Origin of the sequence: Agrococcus sp. DT81.2 (assembly GCF_049844935.1) — a bacterium.
Classification (GTDB): Bacteria; Actinomycetota; Actinomycetes; order Actinomycetales; family Microbacteriaceae; genus Agrococcus.
Genome location: NZ_JBNCLZ010000008.1, coordinates 1 through 23,319 on the forward strand (window position 1 = coordinate 1; position 23,319 = coordinate 23,319).

The 23,319-nt window shown below is 68.3% G+C and carries 24 protein-coding genes; 15 read left to right on the forward strand and 9 right to left on the reverse strand.

Going from position 1 to position 23,319, the window contains the following annotated elements:
* Positions 1–737 precede the first annotated feature (737 nt).
* Positions 738–1,136, reverse strand: a complete 399-nt coding sequence (locus ACLQ21_RS13790; protein WP_425664632.1) for a heavy metal-responsive transcriptional regulator — start codon at positions 1,134–1,136, stop codon at positions 738–740.
* Between the two features lie 54 nt (positions 1,137–1,190).
* On the opposite strand from ACLQ21_RS13790, the gene ACLQ21_RS13795 reads away from it, so the two are divergent.
* The 5 genes from ACLQ21_RS13795 to ACLQ21_RS13815 all read left to right on the forward strand — a co-directional run bounded on the left by ACLQ21_RS13795 (position 1,191) and on the right by ACLQ21_RS13815 (position 5,461).
* Entirely contained in the window at positions 1,191–1,505 is a 315-nt protein-coding gene (locus ACLQ21_RS13795; RefSeq protein WP_425664536.1) for a thioredoxin family protein, read from the forward strand.
* Between the two features lie 310 nt (positions 1,506–1,815).
* Positions 1,816–2,835: a thioredoxin-disulfide reductase gene (gene trxB, locus ACLQ21_RS13800; RefSeq protein ID WP_425664537.1), complete on the forward strand. Its 1,020-nt coding sequence runs from the start codon at positions 1,816–1,818 to the stop codon at positions 2,833–2,835.
* Positions 2,832–3,971 (forward strand): ACR3 family arsenite efflux transporter, encoded by a 1,140-nt coding sequence (arsB, locus tag ACLQ21_RS13805; RefSeq protein ID WP_425664538.1) that lies wholly within the window; start codon positions 2,832–2,834, stop codon positions 3,969–3,971. The genes trxB and arsB overlap by 4 nt, the downstream gene beginning before the upstream one ends.
* Positions 3,968–4,942 (forward strand): metalloregulator ArsR/SmtB family transcription factor, encoded by a 975-nt coding sequence (locus ACLQ21_RS13810; protein WP_425664539.1) that lies wholly within the window; start codon positions 3,968–3,970, stop codon positions 4,940–4,942. The genes arsB and ACLQ21_RS13810 overlap by 4 nt, the downstream gene beginning before the upstream one ends.
* 108 nt (positions 4,943–5,050) lie before the next feature.
* Entirely contained in the window at positions 5,051–5,461 is a 411-nt protein-coding gene (locus tag ACLQ21_RS13815) for an arsenate reductase ArsC (protein ID WP_425664540.1), read from the forward strand.
* 602 nt (positions 5,462–6,063) lie between these two features.
* Here the strand turns inward: ACLQ21_RS13815 and ACLQ21_RS13820 are convergent.
* The 5 genes from ACLQ21_RS13820 to ACLQ21_RS13840 all read right to left on the reverse strand — a co-directional run bounded on the left by ACLQ21_RS13820 (position 6,064) and on the right by ACLQ21_RS13840 (position 13,635).
* Complete coding sequence (locus ACLQ21_RS13820; RefSeq protein WP_425664541.1) at positions 6,064–7,725, reverse strand: DUF5677 domain-containing protein; 1,662 nt, start codon at positions 7,723–7,725, stop codon at positions 6,064–6,066.
* A gap of 669 nt (positions 7,726–8,394) precedes the next feature.
* Positions 8,395–11,928, reverse strand: a complete 3,534-nt coding sequence (locus tag ACLQ21_RS13825; RefSeq protein ID WP_425664542.1) for an SIR2 family protein — start codon at positions 11,926–11,928, stop codon at positions 8,395–8,397.
* Positions 11,929–12,060: 132 nt separating this feature from the next.
* A complete protein-coding gene (locus tag ACLQ21_RS13830; protein ID WP_425664543.1) occupies positions 12,061–13,080 on the reverse strand; it encodes an AAA family ATPase in 1,020 nt (339 codons plus the stop codon).
* Complete coding sequence (locus ACLQ21_RS13835) at positions 13,077–13,424, reverse strand: hypothetical protein (RefSeq protein WP_425664544.1); 348 nt, start codon at positions 13,422–13,424, stop codon at positions 13,077–13,079. Before ACLQ21_RS13835 ends, ACLQ21_RS13830 begins: the two co-directional genes overlap by 4 nt.
* A 13-nt stretch (positions 13,425–13,437) precedes the next feature.
* The gene (locus ACLQ21_RS13840) at positions 13,438–13,635 is read right to left on the reverse strand and encodes a helix-turn-helix domain-containing protein (protein WP_425664545.1); all 198 of its coding nucleotides are present in this window, start codon (positions 13,633–13,635) and stop codon (positions 13,438–13,440) included.
* 92 nt (positions 13,636–13,727) lie between these two features.
* On the opposite strand from ACLQ21_RS13840, the gene ACLQ21_RS13845 reads away from it, so the two are divergent.
* Both ACLQ21_RS13845 and ACLQ21_RS13850 read left to right on the forward strand, forming a co-directional pair.
* A complete protein-coding gene (locus tag ACLQ21_RS13845; RefSeq protein WP_425664546.1) occupies positions 13,728–14,276 on the forward strand; it encodes a helix-turn-helix transcriptional regulator in 549 nt (182 codons plus the stop codon).
* 6 nt (positions 14,277–14,282) lie between these two features.
* Positions 14,283–15,398 carry a tyrosine-type recombinase/integrase gene (locus tag ACLQ21_RS13850; RefSeq protein WP_425664547.1) on the forward strand — a complete coding sequence of 372 codons (1,116 nt, stop codon included), beginning with the start codon at positions 14,283–14,285 and terminating at the stop codon, positions 15,396–15,398.
* Positions 15,399–15,420: 22 nt separating this feature from the next.
* On the opposite strand, the gene ychF is transcribed toward ACLQ21_RS13850, so the two are convergent.
* Both ychF and ACLQ21_RS13860 read right to left on the reverse strand, forming a co-directional pair.
* Positions 15,421–16,494, reverse strand: a complete 1,074-nt coding sequence (gene ychF, locus ACLQ21_RS13855) for a redox-regulated ATPase YchF (RefSeq protein WP_425664548.1) — start codon at positions 16,492–16,494, stop codon at positions 15,421–15,423.
* A 289-nt stretch (positions 16,495–16,783) separates the two neighbouring features.
* Positions 16,784–17,161, reverse strand: a complete 378-nt coding sequence (locus tag ACLQ21_RS13860; protein ID WP_425664549.1) for a VOC family protein — start codon at positions 17,159–17,161, stop codon at positions 16,784–16,786.
* Between the two features lie 159 nt (positions 17,162–17,320).
* Between ACLQ21_RS13860 and ACLQ21_RS13865 the strand changes: the two genes are divergently transcribed.
* The 6 genes from ACLQ21_RS13865 (at position 17,321) to ACLQ21_RS13890 (ending at position 21,245) form a co-directional block, all read left to right on the forward strand.
* On the forward strand, positions 17,321–17,734 hold the full coding sequence (locus ACLQ21_RS13865) for a hypothetical protein (RefSeq protein WP_425664550.1): 414 nt from the start codon (positions 17,321–17,323) through the stop codon (positions 17,732–17,734).
* A 29-nt stretch (positions 17,735–17,763) separates the two neighbouring features.
* The gene (locus ACLQ21_RS13870) at positions 17,764–18,009 is read left to right on the forward strand and encodes an acylphosphatase (RefSeq protein ID WP_425664551.1); all 246 of its coding nucleotides are present in this window, start codon (positions 17,764–17,766) and stop codon (positions 18,007–18,009) included.
* 137 nt (positions 18,010–18,146) lie between these two features.
* A complete protein-coding gene (locus ACLQ21_RS13875) occupies positions 18,147–18,818 on the forward strand; it encodes a PRC-barrel domain-containing protein (RefSeq protein WP_425664552.1) in 672 nt (223 codons plus the stop codon).
* Positions 18,819–18,860: 42 nt separating this feature from the next.
* Complete coding sequence (locus ACLQ21_RS13880; protein WP_425664553.1) at positions 18,861–19,646, forward strand: YoaK family protein; 786 nt, start codon at positions 18,861–18,863, stop codon at positions 19,644–19,646.
* Between the two features lie 205 nt (positions 19,647–19,851).
* Positions 19,852–20,916 (forward strand): Glu/Leu/Phe/Val dehydrogenase dimerization domain-containing protein, encoded by a 1,065-nt coding sequence (locus ACLQ21_RS13885; RefSeq protein ID WP_425664554.1) that lies wholly within the window; start codon positions 19,852–19,854, stop codon positions 20,914–20,916.
* 107 nt (positions 20,917–21,023) lie between these two features.
* Positions 21,024–21,245, forward strand: a complete 222-nt coding sequence (locus ACLQ21_RS13890) for a hypothetical protein (RefSeq protein ID WP_425664555.1) — start codon at positions 21,024–21,026, stop codon at positions 21,243–21,245.
* A gap of 21 nt (positions 21,246–21,266) precedes the next feature.
* Here the strand turns inward: ACLQ21_RS13890 and ACLQ21_RS13895 are convergent, their stop codons facing one another.
* Positions 21,267–21,845, reverse strand: coding sequence for a DinB family protein (locus ACLQ21_RS13895; protein ID WP_425664556.1), 579 nt, complete (start codon positions 21,843–21,845; stop codon positions 21,267–21,269).
* A 76-nt stretch (positions 21,846–21,921) separates the two neighbouring features.
* On the opposite strand from ACLQ21_RS13895, the gene ACLQ21_RS13900 reads away from it, so the two are divergent.
* Together ACLQ21_RS13900 and ACLQ21_RS13905 are read left to right on the forward strand one after the other, a co-directional pair.
* Positions 21,922–22,443 (forward strand): PadR family transcriptional regulator, encoded by a 522-nt coding sequence (locus tag ACLQ21_RS13900; RefSeq protein WP_425664557.1) that lies wholly within the window; start codon positions 21,922–21,924, stop codon positions 22,441–22,443.
* Positions 22,440–23,231, forward strand: coding sequence for an alpha/beta fold hydrolase (locus ACLQ21_RS13905; protein ID WP_425664558.1), 792 nt, complete (start codon positions 22,440–22,442; stop codon positions 23,229–23,231). The genes ACLQ21_RS13900 and ACLQ21_RS13905 overlap by 4 nt, the downstream gene beginning before the upstream one ends.
* Positions 23,232–23,319: the final 88 nt, after the last annotated feature.

Here is a 23,319-nt window from a genome sequence, read left to right on the forward strand (position 1 = left end):
GGTGGGGGGTTTTTTTTTGTGGGCGGGGGGGGGGGGGGGGGGGGGGGGGCGGGGGGGGGGGGGGGGGGGCGGGGCGCGGCCCCCCCCCCCCCCCCCCCGACCCGGCTCACCCCGAGCGAGGGTTGCAAGTAGTGCAGCTGATTCCCACAGGACTGCGGCCACCTCTGATCTCGGGCCGGGGCAGAGAGACGTCGGGGTATCTAGGGAAATGGCCGAACGAGGGGGCATCTTTCGCGCCTGCGCCCCGCGCGCGACCTCGACGACTTCGCGACACGCGCGGCCGGGGGGAGTCTGCGGTTGACCGAGTGCTGACGAGGCGATTCGACGCTCCTGCATCCAGAGTCAGCCATCCAAGGGTCAGCGCTTCTCGTCCTCTCGATCACCCCGAAGCCGCAGTGCCACCCAGAGACCGCATCGTCGGCAGATGAACGTTCCGTCCCTGCCGATCGCGTGGACCTTTCGTCGCGGGTACTCCTTACCGCAACACGAGCATCGCACGCGCGCGTCAGCCATGACATTGTCCAGTCGTCGCGCGGAGCCAGCCACCCGTCAGCGCTTCCGCCACCATGCACAAGCCCGCTTCGCTTGTACGGAGACCCAGCCCGTCGAGCAGCGCCCGATTAGGAGCCCGGGAGGCAGGTTGCTTGGTAGACCCATACGCGATCGCCGCTCCTCGAACCGTCGTTGCGGGCTCTCGTTCGCTCTGCTCGTGCTTCAAGGCAGACGTCAAAGACGTCCTAGTGCGGGATGACATTGCAGACGCTGCTCGGGGAGCATGCTGACGGGTCGAGTGCCAGGCTTGCCTCGATCATGCGACTTAATTCTGCTTCGAGGCGAGCGAGTTCTGTCTGCCGGGCGCGAATCTCCTCGCGCTCTCGATTTAGGAGGGAACGGACGTGAGAACACGGGGCCTGACCAGCCTCGCGAAGCTCAAGGACGCCGGCGATCTCGGTCAACTTCAGCCCGGCGCCCTGAGCCGCACGGATGAAGCCGACTTGCGCTACGGCAGCGTCGTCCTCGTAGACCCGGTACCCGTTGCTCTCTCGTGCTGCGGTCGGCAAGAGGCCCTTCCGCTCGTAGAACCGTAGGGCTTGCGTGCTGACGCCGGTGAGGGCGGCGAGGTGTCCTATGCGCATGCTCCCATCACACCACTTGACCTTGCACCGTGCTGCAACGTTTACGGTCAGCACATGGAGATCACCTTGCAGTACTTCGATGGATGCCCAAGTTGGGAGACCGTCGCCGAACGCCTCGCAGCCATCGCAACCGAACGGCCCGACCTGACCGTCCACAGGCAGCTCGTGGCAACACAGATAGACGCGGAAGAGTTGGGCTTTCACGGCTCTCCCTCACTGCTCATCGACGGGGTTCCTCTCTTCCCAACGCCTGACTCGCCGCCCGGGCTGTCCTGCCGGATCTACCTCACTCCCGACGGATTCGTCGGCTCGCCAACGCTGGAGCAGCTACGCGACGCGATCGCGACCGCCGAAAGCATGCGTCGATGAGCGACTACTTCGACCTCCTGATCATCGGTGAAGGCATGGCCGGCTCGGGCCAACCAGCGACGCCGAGTTGAGCCACGTGCACGACGGAGCGGCCGGGAGCGATTCCCCTCGCACCGCTGAGCGATTCCTCCACAACGCTCCCAGCGGGGCTCCGACCAGGGAACTCCGTGGCGCCGCCCGTAAACGTCACCGTGAGGTCCGCCTGGTGCGGCCGCATGCGCTGCCAAACGGGGCCGGGACTCGCGTGCTGGTCACGCAGTGAAGAAGCCAACGACGCGATGACGGCGCGTCGGACGGTGAAAGCTCGAACATGCCCAAGCGAGGTTGGCGCGAATCTCGCTCCCGGCGGCTACTTCGTGCCGCGCAGGAAGTTGCGAGTGAGATCATTGGGTCCGGTCCCGCGGGCTACACCGCGGCCATCTATGCGGGTCGAGCGGGCCTGGCGCCCGTGGTCATCGCGGGGTCGGTCACCGCGGGCGGCGCCCTGATGGCCACCACCGAAGTGGAGAACTTTCCAGGCTTCGTGGATGGCGTCCAGGGCCCTGAGCTGATGGAGTCGCTACGGGCGCAGGCAGAGCGCTTCGGCGCCCGCAGCCTTCTCGACGACGCCACCGAGCTGGACCTCGAGGGACCGGTGAAGCGCATCCGCACCGGCTCCGGCGACGAGTACGCCGCGAGCGCCGTGATCCTGACGATGGGTTCGGCCTACCGGAGGCTCGGGCTGCCGGCCGAGGATCGCCTGAGCGGCCACGGCGTCTCGTGGTGCGCGACGTGCGACGGCTTCTTCTTCCGCGAGCGGGAGGTCGCCGTCATCGGCGGCGGCGACTCGGCGATGGAGGAGGCGCTGTTCCTCACCCAGTTCGCATCCAAGGTCACGATCGTGCACCGCCGCGACGCCTTCCGGGCCTCGCGCATCATGGCCGAGCGCGCCCTCACCCACCCCAAGGTCGAGGTGGCATGGAACAGCGAGGTCGTCGATCTCGTCGGCGAGCAGCAGCTCGATTCCATCTCCCTCCGTGACACCGAGACCGGTGCCGAGCGCTCCCTGCCTGTGAGCGGCGCGTTCATCGCGATCGGCCACGACCCCCGCTCGGAGCTGGTCGCCGGACAGGTCACGACCGACGGCGACGAGTACGTGGTCGTCGACCACCCCTCGACGCGAACGAGCGTGGCGGGCGTCTTCGCCGCGGGCGACCTCGTCGACCGCACCTACCGGCAGGCGATCACGGCAGCGGGCACCGGCTGCGCAGCCGCGCAGGACGCCCAGCACTACCTTGCGGCACTTGAGCCTGCAGCGCCCGCTCACCGTCTCGAGAGCGTCGTCGCGTGAGCGTCGCGACCAGCCCCGAGCGGGCGCCGATCGCGGCGGCCGCGCCGCGCCGCCTGTCTGCGCTGGACCGCTGGCTCCCGCTGTGGATCGCGCTTGCCATGGGCGCCGGACTGGTGCTCGGCAGCACCGTGCCTGCCGTCGGGACGCTCCTCGCCCAGCTCGAGATCGGCGGCATCTCCTTGCCGATCGCGCTCGGGCTGCTCGTGATGATGTATCCGGTGCTGGCCAAGGTCCGCTACGACCGCGTCGCCGCCATCACCGGCGACCGCCGCCTCTTGATCTCGTCGCTCGTGCTCAACTGGCTCGTCGGACCGGCGCTCATGTTCGCGCTCGCCTGGCTGCTCCTGCCGGACCTGCCCGAGTACCGCACCGGGCTCATCATCGTGGTGCTCGCGCGCTGCATCGCCATGGTCGTCATCTGGAACGACCTCGCCTGCGGGGACCGGGAAGCGGCCGCGGTGCTCGTCGCCGTCAACTCCGTCTTCCAGGTCGTCGCCTTCGCACTGCTGGGCTGGTTCTACCTCACTGTGCTGCCGACATGGCTCGGCCTCGAGACGCAGGGTCTCGACATCTCAATGGGCGAGATCGCGATCAACGTGCTCATCTTCCTCGGCATCCCCCTGGCGGCCGGATTCGCATCGCGCTGGATCGGCGAGCGCACCCGAGGCCGCGACTGGTACGAGCGCACCTACCTCCCGGCCGTCGGCCCGTGGGCGCTCTACGGCCTGCTCTTCACGATCGTGCTGCTCTTCGCGCTCCAGGGCGAGAACGTCGTGCAGCGGCCCCTCGACGTCGCCCGGATCGCGCTGCCGTTGCTCGTCTACTTCGCGCTGATGTGGTCGATCGGCCTCGTCACAGGCAAGGCATTGGGGCTGGGCTACGCCCGTTCCACCACCCTCGCGTTCACCGCCGCGGGCAACAACTTCGAGCTGGCGATCGCGGTCGCGATCGGCGCCTTCGGCGCTGCCTCGGGCCAGGCGCTCGCCGGCGTCGTCGGACCCCTGATCGAGGTGCCCGTGCTCGTCGGCCTCGTCTACGTGTCGCTGTGGGCCGGCCGCGTCTGGTTCCGCACCGACCCGTTGCCGCAAGACCTCCACGTCTCTTCGCAGCCCAGCCACGAACGGGAGGGATCATGACCACCACGTCGGAAGCCGCACTGTGCTCGCCCGTCGCGTCGCACGCCATCAGCGAGCATGCCGCCTCGACCGTCGCGGCAACGCTGAAGTCGCTCGCCGACCCGCTGCGGCTGCGCATGCTCTCGGCCATCGCCTCCGACCCGCGAGGCGAGTCATGCGTGTGTGATCTCGCGGAGCTCGCGGACGTCTCGCAACCCACCGTGTCCCACCACCTCAAGGTGCTCAAGGACGCCGGCGTGCTCGTCTCCGAGCGCCGAGGCACGTGGGTCTGGTACTCGATCGATTCGGCCGCGCGTCCCGCGGTCACCACCCTGCTCGAGAGCTTCGCGCCCGCAGCACTCGCGCCGCTCCGCGACACTGACGCCTACCACGGCCTCGACGACGTCGACGAGGCACTCACGCACCTCGCGTCCTCGCTGATGTCGCGGTTCCCCCAGCTGAGCCCCGACGCCGTCACGGGCGTCGTGCGCGAGTCCTACGCCGGACTCGCCCGAACAGCACGGATCACAGCACACCTCGTGCCGCTAACAGACCGGTTCGCCCGGCAGCGCCTCTCCGACCTGACGCGGGACCGCTCGACGGGTGTGCCGCAGGTGCTGTTCGTCTGCGTCGCCAACGCGGGCCGGTCGCAGCTCGCAGCCGCCCTCGTCAACCAGGCAGCACGCGGCCGTGTCGTCGCACGCTCCGCAGGTGCGTCGCCCGCCTCTGCCATCCACCCGAACGTGCGGCCGCTGCTCGAGGCCATCGACGACTGCGACGGGGCCTTTCCCAAGCCGGTCACCGATGACGCCGTCCGGGCCGCCGATGTTGTCGTCACCATGGGTTGCGGCGACGTCTGCCCCATCATCCCCGGAGTCCGGTATGAGGATTGGGCGGTCGGCGACCCGGCGCTCGCGTCACACGAGGGCGTTGCCGCGATCCGCGACGACATCGCACAACGCGTCGAGCGCCTCGTCGCCGAGCTCGTCTGAGCAGCTGTCCATCCCCCGCACCACGAGCGTTCACTCGCACGACACCCCTAAGCCCTAGAAATGCAGCGGTGCCGGTCCAGACCGACACCCGACCGAGAGAGAATCACCATGAGCGAGAACCCCACCGTCCTGTTCGTTTGCGTGCACAACGCTGGCCGATCCCAGATGGCCGCCGGCTTCGCGTCTGCGCTCTCCAAGGGCGCCGTCGAGGTGCTCTCCGCCGGCAGCGCCCCGAAGGACCAGATCAACCCCGTCGCCATCGAGGCGATGGCCGAGGTCGGCATCGACATCGCCGGCAACACTCCCAAGGTGCTCACCGTCGACGCCGTCCGCGAATCCGACGCAGTCATCACCATGGGCTGCGGCGACGCCTGCCCCATCTTCCCCGGCAAGCGCTACGAGGACTGGGAGCTCGAGGACCCCGCCGGCAAGGACATCGAGACCGTCCGCCGCGTCCGCGACGACATCCGCGGCCGCGTCGAGCGCCTGCTCGCCGAGATCGTCCCCACTGCGAGCTGACGATCGCCGAACTCGACGTGCGCGGCCTGCCCGGGATCGACTATCCCGAGCGATTCCTGCACGCCCTCCCGACGAGTTGAGCGCGGCCTACCAAAGCATCGCCTCTGCCGAGACCATCGAACCCTCGATGGGTGCGCGCCGCTGCTCCTCCGTCTGCGACCCCATCCGTCCGTTTCGCGCCATACCGCTGATGTCCTGCATAGCCGCCGTCGCGCCCGACTTGGCCGTGAGCAGGAGGCCGCCGCTTCCGCAGATGCCGACCCCACGACGCTTGTATCTCGCCGCGCCGCGGCGGGGCGCTGGTAGAGCGAAATCCAAAAACGCGGTGCCGAGCAGCCGCGAGCCTGCCGACCGCGTTCTGTGACGCGCGTCGGCGCGTCACACTCCAGTGACTTCGCCCTCGAGCGACTGATTGTGGATCGGGCGCATTGACATAGCGACGCGGCCGAGTCCAGACGACTCTCAGACGTCTCGAGCCCTTTCTGATCGGACCCAGGACAAACGCGTCGACGCTCGCCGCAACACCATGCTGCAGAAGCGTGGCGTATGCACCGGCGCATCGTCTGCTCCCCTGCGCGCTCCCCCTGGCGCTTGCATGCGGTTCAATCTTCGTCGGACGGGTGATCGGACGCGCTGGCTGGATGCTCGTCGCCATAGTCGAGCCACGCGAAGGCGCGCGACACACAGCCGGTATCGGTGTCGAGGATGCTCAGTCCCGCACGCATGATCGAGTGCAACTGATCCACCCACGAACCTGCCAACTCGACATTTCCGCCCTTGCTCAAGGACAGATTCGGGACGCGGTGCCCTCCATGGAGGACGTTCAGGCAAGGCTCCATGGAGTGCGCCTCGAGCGACCACCACTCGGAATGGGAGACGCCGCTTGCTAGCGAGTACGCCTGGCGGTAGAAGTCCAGGAGTCCTGCCTCCTCCGCCATCGCGCGGATTGACTTTCCTTCAGCGAACGAGTCTCGAGTGTCCACAGAGCGGCTATCGAAGGGGAGGTCGTTGTGACTTAGCCGCTCTAGTTCGGCTACGCTCTCGCGGAATCCGTCAGTTCGAGCGTCTTCGGGCAGCTCGTCGGCGATGCGGGCGTACAGCTTCGCTTTGCCGGCCCCGTACTCCTGGAACTGCCGGTAGATCGCAGGATCCTGTGTCGCCATCCAATGCAGATAGATCTTGCATTCGACCAGCATCCGACCGATGTGGGCGCCGTGTTCGATGCACCAGAGATCCGGCGCGCCGAGCACAGCGACGACGTCTCGGCCCGCACGCACAACCAATCCAGACACCACCTCCTGGCGCTCAGGGTCATGCAGGCGTGCAGGCGCCGTCTCCAGCGCCTCGACGAAGCTACTGATCAGGTCCATCGCCAGACGACGGAGGTGCGCACCGCCCTCTGGAACTTCAGAGGGGTTCGGTGACGTCGCCCCACCGCTAGCCGGTGCCGGGTTCGCCCCCGACGGGTGGTCCTGTTCCGATGCCGCTCGCGTGTCTCGCTTTCGGACGCATCGTGTTGTCATCGAGTTCACGCCCCAGAAGACGCGGGCCCAGGCCAGAGCGTCAGCAAATCGATTGCCATTCTCACTCAGCAGCAGGGCTTTGTGCGCGTTCCACATGGCTCTCACTGCTGCGCCGGCGCTGTCGACGGTGCCGGGATCCGTGGGAAACAACTTGAGGAGTTCGATCGTTTCTGGGCTGGATCGGAAGGTGCCCGCTTGGACGGTGCTCCAAGTGCGGAGGCACTTGACCAACGATTCGCGATGCTCGTCGACCCAAATCTCTGCAACTGCCGAGTGCAGGAACTCAAGCGTCGTCCCGTCGGGCTGGGTGACGGTGACGTTCCCGACCAGCCAGGGTGCGGGAAGCTCAGGGTACGAAGCGAGGGCGGTGGTGACCTTCGGCGACAAGAGACCGCGCTCTGCCGCTGCTGTGAGGATGACGTCCCCGGCGTCCGCGAAGCGTCGTGCCAGGCTCGCTAGGCTCGTAAGGCGCCCGTCGAGCGCCTCGGCAACGAAGGCAGGCTCATCGTGGTGCGCCAGACCCTCCTGAACTGCCGCCTGCCAGCGGACGAAGCGACGCATGCTCTCATCGCCTTGCTCGGCCGTGACCAAAACGGGCCACAGAAGGTCCGGCAAGTCATCTTTGCGCCAGTTCTCGACGCGTAGCATCCCTGTTGCGGCAAGGGGTGATTTGAAGACCCTGCCCGCACGAACATGGCCAGCCAACGGTCCCGAATGCTGATTGGGTTTGGGGAAGTTCACTCGGCCGTTCTACCGCACCGCGCGACGCAGAGACCGTTCCTCTGAACCTGGTCCGCGATCGACGCGGAGTGCCACCTGGAACCGAGCCGGTTCTCTCCGCGAATGAGCGGCACACCGCAAGGCCTTGCTTTCGGCATGCGGTCCGGGGGCCGTTGGAACCCGCTACGTGCTCCGAGAGCTACCCGTTGCGGCGTGGACGCGGACCCAGGCTCGAGCTAGCACGGCGCAGGATCGTCAGGCCGGCTGAGAAAATTTCCCCCCAGACCCGTACAGGCCGCGAGCACCAGAACGCGAAGCGGTCGACTGATGGCCTGACCTCGACCTCCCTCCCCCCTGGAGAGCAGCAAGAGGCCCCTGCAAGTTCCGCTCGCGCCTAGTAGCGCCAACGGTCACGGCGAGTCGCAGCTCAAGCCGGTGTCTGCCTAGGCGACGGCGCGCTGTCTATCGGACCCCGGAGTGCCGGCAAGCGCGAGCGAGGACCGCGCAGGCAGTGCATCGGCCAAGTGCCTTCTGATGGGACGCAGCGCGGTACTCACCAAGCGGTGTCTGTCAGCGCCTGCCGGGAGACTGAGCACACTGCTACCCAATGCGCACCCATGCTGACTCGCACATACCTCCCGGCCGGGACGAACCTGCGTTGACAGGGCTGAGTCTGAGACTCCTTTGGCACTAGTCAAGCCAGTGCCGTGCCTCGAGGATGCCGCTAGCAAAGGCCGCCTCTACGAGAGGCTGGATGCGCGTGGCGCCCACGACGGGCATGGCGCGCCGAACTAGGGCCTGAATCTGAGCCGAAGCGTGCCAGAGCTCGCCTCTCGTACACCGGACTCGCGCAGTGGCCATGTCCAGCAGCACCTGGCAATTCGATTCGAAGAACGTATCAGCGACCTCCTCGAACAGTGTCCTATGGGTGAATGGGCCGGGGCTCGGCAGCGCAAGTTCTACAGCGCTCCGAATCTCCAGCGCGAGAGCCAGATCTCCCCACGCGGCACGTTCGTCCAGCGGAAGCAGAATCGTTAGCCGCTCCGACATCGCGGTTCCCAACCATAGGTCCCACTGACGTTGACGATCCTCGAGTTGCTCCTGGCGCAGCACTGAGGTCAGCGCTTTCAAGAAGCGCGTGAGCCGGTGAGGGCTCTCGCCGCTCGAGAAGGATTGCATCAGCGTGGTCCGGTCGACTGCTTCGGGCGCTGCCGACGCAACGATCCTCGCGATCAAACTCCAGTACTGGCGCTCGAGCACCTCGCGATCAGCGGACTCCTCGAGAGCGAGTGGGGCTGTACGGAGCATCTCCCAAAAGCCCGCATTGAGCAGCGCATCGGACGCTCGAGGGTGGTGCAAGAAGCCCGCCCAAGCCGTCGATGCAATCGGCGACGAACGCACATCGAAGATGGGAAGGATGTGTTCTTGCGTGAATGCTGAGTCGGCGGCAACCAGGAAGGTTACGTCCGCGGCGAGGACGGCGACCGCGGACTGTTGAGCTGGCGAAGGCCCAGCGAGCCGAGCAATCGCGTGACGCTGTCGCTCGGTGAGCCCGTTCCACGCGTCCGCATTCTCGTGCCAGCGACGAGATACATTGCGGAGCCAGAAATCGGCGATCCGACCGGGCCAGGTGTTGAAGGCCATCATGACTGGATCGTTCCAGCCGGATGCGTCGAAAACCGACTCGTTCTTCGCCCAGACCGCATCCGCCAGCTCTTCGAGCCGCTCGATCACTTCGGGCTCCAGATCACCGTCATACCCGACAAGCGTGCGGCAGAATGCAGCGATGGGGTACGCAAGCGCGGTCAATTCGTGAACCCCCTCGATCTTCTCAAGGCACCTGACCTGGGCACCAGGGTCTAGTGGCTTGGCAATCCATCCCCACAGCACGGCCGCGAGGATCTCGTCCTTCCTGGAGGAAGGTGAAGCCGAAGCGCCCTCCCACAGCAACAGCCCGCGGCCCCAACTCTCTTGTGCGGTGTCCTGCACTTGCCGGATCGCATCGTCCCATGTCGCCGACTGGAAATCCCGTTCGCTGTAGTCGACCGCCAACAAAGTCTCAATGGCCGTAGATCCGCCAGCTTCGTCGATCAGACGGATGAACTCCGTCGGCTCGATAGGTGGCTGTCCTCCCCACGTGCCGGACTGCATGTAAGTATCGAAGTCGGGGTTCTCTCGGACACCCACCCTGCCGCCACGCGATCGATCTTCGATCGCCGGCGTCAACTCGCTCCACTCAGGAGCAAATCGGCTCAACCACTCCAGCCGGTCGAAGATCGCTCTGTTTCGCAGCTTCGTATCCGTGCCCTCCACCGGATCGTCATCCGCAGGGCCGCTCTGGATTGCGGCCAGTAGTTCTGTTCGCATCGTAGAGCTGAGTCCCTCAGCCGACGCGGCAAGCAGGCGGAAGGTCTCATGCTTGGTCTGGTGATCGAAGAGGAGCGACCGGTCGAGGAGATGTCGCACGCGGTCGTCCGCTCCAACGCCGTCGTCTTCGATCAGCAGGTGCAGGCCTAGGCGTCGGAACAGCGCGAACTCACTAGTGAGCCATCTGCGCTGCAGTTGAGAGCGAAGCGCGCCTTGACGCGTACCGAGGTCCCGGAGAGTGTCGATCAGCGCACTTTCAGGACCCCGGTCGTGGTTCTGCTCATGCTCCTCGATGGCGCTCCTCCCGAAGGACCATGAGTCGAACGAGCCATGGTCTCGAAACGCGGCGCGCAGTTCGTGCGCATCCAAAAGCGCTTGTTCGCAGATCTGCAAGACTTCGGTTGCATCGTCGTCGCTACCCGCATCGACCACGTGGTCGATGATCTCTCGGAGCGCCCGAGTATCGCCAGCCCATGTCACCTCAGCGACGCCATCGATGGAGCGCAAACCATCCTCGGTCTCCGACCACCATCGCTGGTACTCATCGAACCGCACTCGGGGCAGCGAAGCACGGCGCAGCAGCGGCATGCCAGCCCGCCCTTGTACCCCGTGAATGTAGGGGTTGAACCACGCAAGCTGGTGCGGATCGCCCTGGTCTATGGCCGCTGTCAGTAAAGCGCGCAACGTCACTGCGTGATGCGGCGACTGAGCGGCAACCGCTCGGATCTCATAGGAGATCATCTGCTTCAACTGCGGGGACAGTTCGGTGCCGAGGCGCGCGAAGGTTCCGGCAGCGGCCGAAAACGCGCTCGGGTCTGCGACGAACCGGTCGACAAACCAACGGCACAACGGCGCTACGGCGGGATCGTCGGAAGCGTCGCGGGCGAACAACATCTTGAAGGTCGGTTGCTGCTCTGCCCACCGGAGCCAGTTCGCGCCCTTAGCCCCTTCTGAGAACCCGAGGGCTCCGGATGGGTGGGTGACGGCGTCCGCGAGGAAGTCGAGCTCGAACGGGTTCTTCGGGACCGGGCCAAGGGAGAGGTCGCGCGCCCTCCGATGACGGTCCAGTTCTTGTACTTCGAGCAGACCAGCCCACGCGTCCAGGCTCGTCGCAAGAGCTGCATGCTCGTCCGCGGGCGGATAGTAGATGGGCTCGATGTCGAGTTCAACCCAGATGTCATTGTCAGGTTTGTCGGTCAGCACGTAGCGTCGTCGATCGCTCGGAGGGAGTCCGCGGGCCAAGTAACGCATCACGGTGTCGCTATGGCTGTAGCCAATGAAGAGCACCGTCCAATGCGTGAACAGCTGCTGCACGAAGCGGCGCGCCCAGCCATCGGTCAGATAGGCGCGACCGAAGTCGCTATCGGTGACGACCAATTCGCGGCTCGGACGTGAGACCCCGCCGTGCAAGTACACGATCCCCTCGAACTCCCGTCCTAGCGGCAGAGCAGGCGCTACGTAACGTTCGAAGGAGGGGCCCCCCGCTTGTGTCGCTGCAGCCTCGACCAGCTCGTCGTAGTTCGTGGAGACCAGCCGGGCGTTTGCCGCTCGGGCAAGCCGCGCTATGGCGCGGTGATTGAGGTTGGGGACCGCGCCAGGACGACTGATCCGAGCTGCGACGCGATCCTTGACGTCGTCGTGCGTCCTCTCGAGGTTGCCGAGGAAGCGATCCGGGGGAATCTCGTGGTCGAAATCTAGGCCATAGCTGTGCGCGATTTCCTCAGCGAGCGAGCTGAACAGCGGCAGCCCGGAGGGAGCGTTCCGCGAAACGCCCGCGCCGATGAAGAGCACCAAACGCCCCTGGCGCGAGGCGGAGAGCAACTGAGCGGGCAGCTCGACATCAGGAGTGATCTTCATCTCAACTGATGATCCACTGCTCTTGGCCGCGAGCAAAGTCGCATGACCGGCGCGCGCACCTGCACCGCACCCGCACCCCCCTCCAGGGGTGGGGTGCGCGGGTGCAGTGCGCGAGCTAGTGCCCCTGGGCTGTCAGGTGCGCTCAGGTGCGGCAGGTGCAGCCGGTGCAGGAGCCGCGGCAGGCAGGTGCTCCGCCTCCTCGAGCATCGCCCGGTGCGTCCGCCAGAGGTCGCGGGCCAGCTTGTCCGCGATGCGGAGCTTCGCCTCCACTTCACGGTAGTTCCTAGGCTGCGGGTCCATCGACCGGAGGTCGCCGAGTAGCGCTCCCATGTCGGGCGCCCCGTTGGCCGCGTCGGGCACGATGAAACGCCAGGACACCTCGCCCTCCGCCTCCTCCAGGATGAAGGTGGTGAACTCGGGCTCCTGACCGCTCGGCGACTGCGCACGAAGGGACCCGTGACGGTCCTTGAGGATCGACAGACTCGCCAGTCCTCCTTCTCCCGGCTTGAACCCCTTCGAGGACACGCGCAGGTACGCGCCGTCGACCGCGCGCTTCTTGGCGAAGGTGCCAGCCGCACCCATCTGGCGCGACTCGGCGCCCTTCGCCATGTGATCGAGGGCAAGCACTGCCGCCCCCGACTTGGCCAGCCGCGCGAGAGTCCGCATGTTGACGTTGGTGAACTCGTCGGCGCTGTTCGTCGACGCCCCGAACATCGGGAGGATCTCCCCCATGCTGTCGACGATCACAAGGTCCGGGTGCCAACGCTCGGCATCTGCGACCAGCCCTAGAACGGCGCTCTGCTCGTCGGGGATCGCGAGTCGGAAGCGGTTCGTGTCGAGCAGCACCGACTCCTGGACGCCGAACCGACCGAGTCGTGCCAGCGTCGCCGCCGGCCCGTTGTGGTCCACATCGATCCACAGGACACTTTCGCCCCGCGCGATGCCCTCGGCGGCGATGGCCGTAGCGATGAGCGTCTTCCCAGTCTCAGGATCGCCCACCAGGCCGTTCACCGCGCCCGCGTAGAGCAGCCGAAGGCCGTCCGCCCGCTCAGCGCCACGGCTAGGGGAAGGGCGCTCGTACCCGCTCGACATGACGAGCGCCGCGTCGATGTAGAGGTCGCTCGCTGTGCCAGCGCTGACCTCGGCGATCAAGGAGCCAACCCCGTCGCGACGCCGAGGATATGGGTCATGTACCCGACGCCGTGCGGCTCGAGACCAGGAGGGCACGAAGCGATCGCGCGGTTCATGCGCCGTTCCATCTCCAGGGCGCGGTCGCGACCGTTGAGCGCGAAGAGCCAGGCCCTGTCGCTGTCGCGGCGCGCCTGGAGCAGCGGCTCCCGCATGATCATCACGCCCGTGTCATAGCCGTGCGTCCAGAATGCCATGGCGGCGGGGGACGTCTCGTGAAGCTCGTGCAGGCCGATCTGCTCGGCGACGAGCGCTTCCCACATTTCGGCGAGCGAGCGCTCGCTCGCGGGACCGATCTGCATCGCCATCAGACAGCGGCCCTCAAGCCGACGCAGGAGCCGCCGCAGGCGACTCGAACGCGGCGTTGATGAACCTGTCGAGGGCATCGCTCCGCACGACCCGCCGACCCGCCAGCTTGCCGGACTGAAGCTGGCCGGAGTAGCACAACCACTCCACCGCCTTGCGGGAGCGCTTCAGCCTCGCCGCCACCTCGTTCAAGTAGAGGATCTCCGTCGCCATCACATCTCCGTTTCTAGTCGTTGATCACTACGAAAGACAGTACACCACAGGAGCCAGTTGAGTGCAACTAGAGTTTCTAGTAGCCTGGCGGCATGGAGATGGACGCACAGATAGGACGCAACCTCGCCCGCCTTCGCGGAGAGCTCTCGCAGCAGGACCTAGCGGGCCGGATGCGCGAGCGCGGCTGGAAGTGGTCTCAAGCAACGGTCTGGAGCATCGAGAAGGGCGAGCGGCCGCTACGCCTCGCGGAGGCTAGGGCGGTGGCGGACATCGTCCTGAAACCGCTGGACTTGTTGCTCTGGACCGACGGCGCGTCGGAGATCATGGCGCGTCAACAGGCAGTGAAGCGCGCTTCGGACGAAGTCACCGAGGCGATGGACCGGCTCGCCCATGCGCAGATGGAGCTCGCTATCGCCGCCGACGCGCACTCCGAGGAGATGTCGGATCGCTGGAAGGACATCGTCCGCGATTGGCTACGCCGCAATGGAGCGACGTTTGACGAGGAGGCACGGATGCTCGCCCGAGAGAGCGAAGCGGTTGAGCAGGTACGGATGGGGATGACTCAAGAGGAGCTCCGTGCCGAACAGGAGCGGTCTCGTGAAGGACTGGAGTTCGTCACCGAGTTCGAAAGGTCGAGGTGATCGGCGATGGCGAGCATTCAGAAGCGCCCGAACGGTGCTTGGCGAGCACGCTACCGAGACGACCTGGGCAAGGAGCACGCCCGCCACTTCGCCAGGAAGATCGATGCGCAGGCGTGGATCAACGACGTCACGGCCGCCGTGGTCACAGGGAGTTACGTCGATCCCAAGCGCTCGCGTGTGACACTCGAAGCGTTCTTCGAGGACTGGTCACAGCGGCAGGTCTGGGCGGACAACACCGTGACAGCGATGTCTCTCGCGGTCCGCGGCTGCACGTTCGCGAGGACACCGCTCGGGCAGGTACGTCGATCGCACGTCGAGACGTGGGTGAAGCAGATGCAGTCGGACGGACTCGCCGCATCGACGATCCGCACGCGTGTGAGCAACGTGCGGTCTGTGCTGCGCGCTGCTGCACGAGACCGCCTCATCGCGAGTGACCCTTCCGAGGGGGTGAAGCTTCCCCGCATCCGCCGCGCCGAGCACGCGATGCAGGTCCCGTCGCCCGAAGCCGTCGGCGCTGCGCTGAATGCGGCGCCTGATTGGTTCCGGCTTTTCATCTCCCTGTGCGCGTTCGCCGGCCTTCGACTTGGAGAGGCGTCCGGCCTGCAGCTCGGTGACATCCATTTCCTCAAGCGGCAGATGCACGTCGCTCGACAGATCCAGCGCGCCGGTTCTGGCACGATCAAGATCACCCCGCCAAAGCATGGGAGCGAGCGCCACGTTTTCATCGCCGACGAGCTGGTGACCATGATCGCTCGACACTCGGAAGAGATCGGCGTGCGCGGCGAGGAGCAGTGGCTGTTCGTCGGACCTACTGGCGAGCCGCCGCACCAGAACACCGTGGGCTACTGGTGGAGAAAGGCGTTGAAGGATGCGAACCTCGAGCCCTTCCGCCTTCACGACCTGCGGCACTATTACGCCTCCGGACTCATCGCGGCCGGTTGCGACGTCGTGACTGTGCAGCGGGCCTTGGGGCACGCGAAGGCGACGACGACACTGAACACCTACGGGCACCTTTGGCCGACGGCTGAGGACCGCACGCGCGCGGCCGCCGCGGACCTGATGACGACCGCTCGCGGACTCACGGCGGACTCGTCGCGGCAAAGCGCTACGTCTACCGCGTGATTTCCCGTAGGACGCGCCCCCGTCACACGTTGAAGCGGAACTCCACGACGTCCCCGTCAGCCATCACGTAGTCCTTGCCCTCGATGCGCACGCGGCCGGCGGCCTTCGCCTCGGCCATCGAGCCGGCGGCGTCGAGGTCGGCGAACGACACGACCTCCGCCTTGATGAAGCCGCGCTCGAAGTCGGTGTGGATGACGCCGGCCGCCTGCGGAGCGGTCCAGCCCTTGCGGATCGTCCAGGCGCGCGATTCCTTCGGGCCCGCCGTCAGGTAGGTCTGCAGGCCGAGCGTCTCGAAGCCGATGCGCGCGAGCTGGTCGAGGCCCGACTCCTCCTGGCCCAGCGACTGCAGCAGCTCGAGCGCCTCCGCCGGCTCGAGGTCGACGAGCTCCGACTCGACCTTCGCGTCGAGGAAGACGGCCTTCGCAGGCGCGACGAGCGCCGCGAGCTCGGCCTTCCTGTCGGCATCCGACAACACGTCCTCGTCGACGTTGAAGACGAACAGCACCGGCTTCGCGGTGAGCAGCCCGAGCTCCTTGATGGGCGTCGTGTCGAAGCCCGCCTGCGTCAACGTGCGCCCGGAGTTTAGGATCTCGTTCGCCTCGACGGCCGCGGCGAGCACGGACGCGTCGACCTTCTTGCCCTTCAGCTCCTTCTCGAGCCGCGGGATCGCCTTCTCGAGCGTCTGCATGTCGGCGAGCATCAGCTCGGTGTTGATCGTCTCCATGTCGGAGGAGGGGTCGACCGTGCCCTCGACGTGCACGACATCGCTGTCGCCGAATCCGCGCACGACCTGAGCGATCGCATCCGCCTCACGGATGTTCGCGAGGAACTTGTTGCCGAGGCCCTCGCCCTCGCTCGCGCCCTTGACGATGCCGGCGATGTCGACGAACGACACCGCGGCGGGCAGGATGCGCTGCGAGCCGTGGATCTCGGCGAGGCGCGCCAGGCGCGCGTCCGGCAGCTCGACCACCCCGATGTTCGGCTCGATCGTGGCGAACGGGTAGTTCGCCGCGAGCACGGTGTTCTTGGTGAGAGCGTTGAAGAGGGTCGACTTGCCCACGTTGGGGAGTCCGACGATGCCGATCGTGAGTGCCACAACAGATCAGCCTACCGGCGGCGCGCCGACCCTCTCGCGGCGGTCTCGGGCGGCGACAGCGCGACGGCCGGCCGCGGGCTCGACCGCGCGCAGGCTGCCATGAGCGAACGATCCGGTTTCGACACGCTCAGCGCGCTTCGCGCGCGGAGCGGCTCAACCGGCGGGGAAGGGTGGTTTCGACACGCTCAGCGCGCTTCGCGCGCGGAGCGGCTCAACCGGCGGGTCGGGGCTCGACCGGCGGGTGGGGACTCAACCGGCGGGTGCGGGCTCAACCGGCGGGTGGGAGCGCTCAGGTGATCTCATTGCCGATCAGTCCGACGATGTTGCCCGCCGGGTCGGTGAACCAGGCGATCTCCACGCCCATGCCGCGCGAGATGCCGCGCGCATCCTGATCGAAGCCGTCGTAGAACTCGAAGCGCACGCCCTTGCCAGCCATCTCGTCGACCGCCGCCTCGATGTCGCCGACGACGAAGTTGAGGATCGTGAAGACGGCGGGCTGATGGTCGTCCTTCTGGTAGACGAACACCCGCGAGCCGCCCGGCAGCGTGAGCGCGAGCTGCCCCATCTCCTCCCCCACCTCGAGCCCGAGCACATCGCCGTAGAACGACCGCGCGACATCCAAGTCGGGCACGGCGAACCCGCTGAACGCATCCGTGTACTGCACCATCTCGGCACCTCCTGGGCGCATCCTCCGCCGCATTCGCGCCGAGCACCAGACGCGAGTTGCCGGCGGGGTGCAGCCGCTTGCGCGATGCTCTGTTCACCTCCAGGCAGCAGCCGTAGCGTGGTGCCACAGCGCCGCCCGGGCGCAGGTTGAGGAGCGATCATGGCCAGGAACGACGACAACCCGCAGCACGACAGCCGCGAAGGCGACCCCGTCTACCGAGGCGCAGACCAGCCCGACCAGGCGAACCAGCCCGAGCGCGGCGACGACAGGCTCGGCCAGGACACCACGCCCGAGCACGACAACCGTGAGGACGACCAGACGTACCAGCAGGCACCCCCGGCCGGCACAGGGAGCGCCGACTCGTTCGACTCCCGTCACAACGAGTTCGACGCGTCGGAGGGCCAGGCCGGCGCCGGCGTCGACACGCGCACCGGCGAGGCCGTGCACGGCGACGGCCTGCTGCACGAGCGCGCCGAGGAGCCGCGCCGCGAGGGCTTCGACGCAGAGCAGCCGCAGCAGGTGCAGGATGCGGGCGACGAGCCCAACGCCGAGCAGCCGCGGGAGCAGCGCTGACGACCGACCGCATCCGTCGCCGGTTCGTCGTGCAAGGCAGCGTGCAGGGCGTCGGCTTCCGCTGGGCCGCGAGCGCCGAGGCCGAGCGCCTCGGCGTCGCGGGCAGCGTGCGCAACCGCTTCGACGGCACCGTCGAGGCGGAGATCGAGGGCACGGCGGATGCGGTGGCCGCGATGGGCGCCTGGCTCGAGCACGGCCCGCCCTCGGCTCGCGTCGAGCGGGTCGACGCCGATGATCTCGAGCCGCGCGGCGACCGCGGGTTCCGCATCGCCTGACGCGGTCGCGCCGCTGTGATGGCGCGCTCAGGAAGCGGGCATACGTTCGCGACAGGCATCAGCCGCCCTCGCTGGGCGCGTGGGCCGCGCGCCCGCAGCGCCGCGCAGCGAGGGAACCGCACCGATGGAGGTACATCGTGACGTTCCAGGGCAACATCGACGCGCTCGCCGGCCGCGACGTCTACGGCAGCGATGGTCGCAAGATCGGCAAGGTCGGGCAGGTCTTCGTGCTCGAGGGCACCGATCAGCCCACGTGGCTGACGGTGCACACCGGGCTGTTCGGCGCGCACGAGTCGTTCGTGCCGATCGAGGGCGCGACCGAGCGCGGCGACGAGCTGACCGTGCCGTACGAGAAGGCGTTCGTGCACGACGCTCCGCGCATCGACGATGCGTCTGACCTGACCGTCGCGCAGGAGGCGGAGCTCTACCGCTACTACGGCGTGCAGCCGCCGGCGCAGCAGGCGGGCGCGATGGCGGATGCCGGCAGGCAGACGGAGGCGGATGGGCATCCGGACGCGGACCGGGGCCAGGACCGCGACGGCGACGGCATCGACGACCGCCGCGACCCGGACGCGCACGACGACCGCCGCGACGCGGACGCGCACGACGACCGCCGCGATGCCGATGACACGCGCGGGTCGAGCGGCACCGTGGGTGGCGCGACAGGGGCGCCGCGCATCCGCCGCCGCGTCGTCACCGAGATGCAGACCATCCAGGTGCCGGTGCAGCGCGAGGAGATCGTCGTCGAGGGCGAGGGGCTCGACCGCGACAGCGGCGATGAGGACGGGCACGGGCGCACCCTCCGCTGAGCGGGCCCGGCGCAGCCGAGGCGCCGCACTAGCCTCGGGGCCATGGCATCCACTGACGGCCTCGAGGCGCCCGTGGGCCTCGGCGCTCGCATCGGTGCGCACCTGCGAGGGCTCGCAGGCCCCGACCGCACCGTGCACTCGAACCGCGACCTCGCGGTCCTGCTCGCCTTGACGGCCGGCATCGTCAACTCCGTCGGCTTCATGGCGATCGCCCTCTACACCTCGCACATGACGGGCCTGACAGCGATGCTCGCCGACACCCTGGCTGCGGGCGCCCTCGACGTGGCGCTGCTCTGCATCGTCGGCATCGCCTCCTTCGTCGTGGGCGCCGCCGCGTGCGCGCTGCTGTTCAACTGGGGCCGCCGGCGCGGGCTGCGCAGCCGGTACGCGAACGTGCTGCTCGTCGAGGCGGTGCTCGTGCTGCTCATCGGCCTCGTCGCCGAGCAGCTCTCGACCGCCGATCGCGGCTGGGCGCTCATCGGGCTGCTCGGTCTCACGATGGGCCTACAGAACGCGATCATCACGAAGATCTCGAACGCGCAGATCCGCACGACGCATGTGACCGGCATGATCACCGACATCGGCATCGAGCTCGGCAAGCTCGTCTATCTCAAGCGGCGCGACGACCCCGACCCCGTGCGACCCGACCTCCATCGACTGGCGCTCCACTCGCTGCTCGTCTGCGCCTTCTTCGTCGGCGGCCTCGTCGGCGCATTGGCATATGGCGCGATCGGCTTCCTCACGGTGGTGCCGACCGCGTTCCTCCTGCTCGCGTTCGCGATCGTCCCGCTGATCGATGACCTGCGGGCGCGCTCGCGAGCACGGTGACGTCGAGGGGCGACCGCGCGCGTCGGTCGGGATGCGCATCCACCAGCCCTGCACGAGCGTGCCGTTGCGCACGGCGCGCAATCCCACGCGAGCCGCTTGCGCGCATCGCGCATTCGGAGCAAGATCGGCGGCAAGCCGCGCGACCCGCGGCACCAACTCACAGCGCCGTGAGATCCGCGGCGCGCTTGCATTGAGGAGAGCTGCCATGAGCGCCATCCCCGAGTTCTCGCACGAACGCGTCCTGACGTCGATGGGCGCGAGGAGCGGTCTCGTCATCACCGTCGCACTTCATTCGAGCGTGCTCGGGCCGGCGCTCGGCGGTTGCCGCATGTGGACGTACCCGACGTGGGCCGACGCGCAGGCGGATGCGCTCCGCCTCTCGGCCGCGATGACCCTCAAGAACGCAGCCGCCGGACTCGACGCGGGCGGTGGCAAGTCGGTGATCGCGCTGCCCCTCGGCATCCCCATCGACTCCGACCTCCGCCACGCCGCGCTGCTCGACCTCGGCGACATGGTCGAGTCGCTCGGTGGCCTGTACCGCACCGCCGAGGACGTCGGCACGACCGAGCACGACATGCTCGTCGTCCGCGAGCGCACCGAGCACGTCGTCGGTCTCCCCGCCGAGAGCGGCGGCGCCGGCGAGCCCGCGGGCGCGACCGCGCTCGGCGTCTACTCGGCGATCGCACCGACGCTCGAGGAGGCGTTCGGCTCCGACCGCATCGAGGACCGCTCGTTCGTGATCTCGGGGCTCGGCCAGGTGGGCGGACGGCTCGCCCGCATGCTCGCCGGCCACGGCGCCACGCTCTTCGTCACCGACATCGACGAGCGCAAGCGCCAGCTCGCCGACGAGCTCGGCGCGCGCTGGATCGCCCCCGACGCGGCGCTCACCACCCCGGCTGACGTGCTCGTGCCCGCGGGGCTCGGCGGCATCCTCACCGATGCGGTGATCGACCGGCTGCCCGTGAGGGCGGTCGTCGGCCCCGCCAACAATCCGCTCGCCGAGCACTCCGGCGCCGAGCGCCTCGCGGCCCGCGGCATCGTCTACGCGCCCGACTTCGTCGTGAACGCCGGCGGCGTCATCCACCTGCAGGGCATCGCCGACGGCCTCCAGTGGCCGGCGATCGCCGAGCGCCTCACGGGCATCGGCGACACGCTGCGCGGGGTGCTCGCGAGCGCCCGGGAGCGCGGCGTCACGCCGCTCGCGGCTGCCGAGGCGCTCGCGGCGGAGCGCATCGACGCGGCGAAGGGGCGCATGGCCGTCAGCGCATGAGGGCGTGAGCGCGTCGACGCATCCGGCGGATGCGGTGGCGAGCCATGACCGCGCGGCGTACGGTCGAGCGTGTGCGGCGACGGCGCCGCTGAGACGGAGGCAACGCCATGCACCATGGGAACGAGCAGGAGCACGAGCAGGCAGCGAACCCGCAGGCCGGGCACGACCACGCGAGCCAGGACGACGCGGTGGTCGGCGGCTACGGCGATCAGGGCGAGGCCGAGGCGCTGATGGGCGACACCGCAGGCCAGGGCGACACGGACCCGGTGGAGGACCCCAAGGCTGACCCCGCCGAGGGCACCGACCCGGAGAACCCGCACGGACTCTGACGGCCCGAGCGGCGGGCGACCTCAGTCGCTCGCCGCCTCGGCGGTCGCGCGCAGCCGCTCCACGTAGGCGGCCCACCACTCGGCGTCCTGCTCGGGCAGGTTCGAGACGCCGTCCCGCAGGCCGGCCGCCCCGTCGATCGCCTCGCGCACGATGTCGGCGTGCCCGGCGTGCCGACCGACCTCGGCGATCATGTGCACGATCAGGCGGTGCAGCGTCGTGTCGCCCTGCTGCCACCACGGCACGTGCGCGGGCGCGTTGAGCGGGAGCTCCGCGAACCCGGCATCGGCATGCGCCCAGACCCGGTCCCAGAGCCCCAGCACCGACTCGAGGGACTCGTCGGGCCCGGCCCACATGTCGGCGTTGTCCTCGGCGTCCTCGTCGGTCCACGCGAGGTGCTCTGGGAACGGCCGGCCGATGCAGTGGCCGAAGTACTCCGACGCCACCGACGCGACGTGCTTCACGAGCCCCAGCAGGTTCGTGCCGGTCGGCGTCATCGGCATCCGTGCGTCGCGCTCGGAGACCCCCTCGAGCTTCCAGCGCAGCGCATCCTGCTGCGCGTGGAGGTACCGGACCAGCGTCTCCTTGGCCTCTTCGCTCATCTCGGCATCCTGGCAGGCTCGCCGTCCAGATGCGCAGTAGTTGACAAGTCTACTAGTCGCATGGTCGACTAGCGCCGTGATCCTCTCCCGCATCATCCTCGGCATGCTGGCGATCGCGCCCATGACGGGCTCCGACCTCAAGCGCCACTTCGACTCGACCGTCGCGCACCTCTGGTCGGCCGACAAGGCGCAGATCTACCGCACGCTGGCTGCGCTCGTCGAGCAGGGCCTCGCGAGCGTCACGGTCGTTCCCGGCACGAACGCCCCCGACCGCCAGGAGCACCACCTCACCGACGCGGGGCGCGATGCGCTCGTCGCATGGCTGCGCTCCGACCTCGACCGCCAGCCCGAGCGCGAGCCGTTCCTCGCCCGCATCTTCCTCGCCGACGCGCTCGATTACGCCGAGGTCGTGACGCTCGTCGAGCGGCGCCGGACGGCGGCGCGCGAGCAGCTCGCCATCTACGACGGCATCCGCGCCACGACGCCTCCCGCCGAGACACGGGGCCAGCGCATGCGGCTCGCCACGCTCGACCACGGCATCCGTCACGTGCGCACCGAGCTCGAGTGGCTCGACGACCTCGAGGCGCAGCTGCGATGATCCACTTCCCCGAGACGCACCCGCCGGCCGTGGCGGGCGACCACCGACCCGTCGTATTCCTCCACGGCGGCAACGTCGCCAACTGGATGTGGGAGCCGCAGCTGCCCGCCGTCCTCGACCGGCTCGCGCTCACGCCGCACCTGCCCGGCTTCGGCGCCCGGGTCGACGAGCGCTGGCCGGGCCTCGCGGGAGCGGCCGACGACGTCGCCGCGCGCATCCGCGGCCTCACCGGTGACGCCGCGACGGTCGACGTCGTGGGCCTGTCGCTCGGCGGCGTCGTCGCGCTGCACCTCGCCGCCCGCCACCCCGACCTCGTCGCCGCGGTGCTCGCGAGCGGCGCTGCGGTCGAGCGGGTCGGCGGCGCGGCCCGGGCCACCTCCGCGCTGCAGCTCGCCCTCTGGCATCGCCGCTGGTTCTGGAAGGCGCAGGCGGTCGCGTTCGGCCTCCCCGCCGACTCGCACGCGCCCTACGTCGACCACGGCGTCTCGATCCGGCGCGACACCGCCGAGGCGATGCTGACCGAGGTCTACGCCGGCGGCATGCCCGACAGCCTCGACGCCTACCCGGGGCGGATGCTGCTGGTCGCGGGCGCAAAGGAGCCGGCCGTCATGCGCCGCTCGCTCGCCGCGCTCCGGCGCACCGTGCCGCAGGCGGAGACGCGCGTCGCGCCGGGCATGCATCACGTGTGGAACGTCGAGGACGTCGATCGCTTCAACGCGATGCTGCAGGAGTGGCTGCGCGGCGGCGTCGACAGCTGGCTGCTCGATCCTGCGCTCGCGCAGCGCTGAGCGTGCAGGGCCGAGCGCGCCGGGCGAACGGGGCGCGCTGGCGGGATCTTGCCGATGCGCGGCGGCTGCGCCGCTCGTGGCCGTCCGC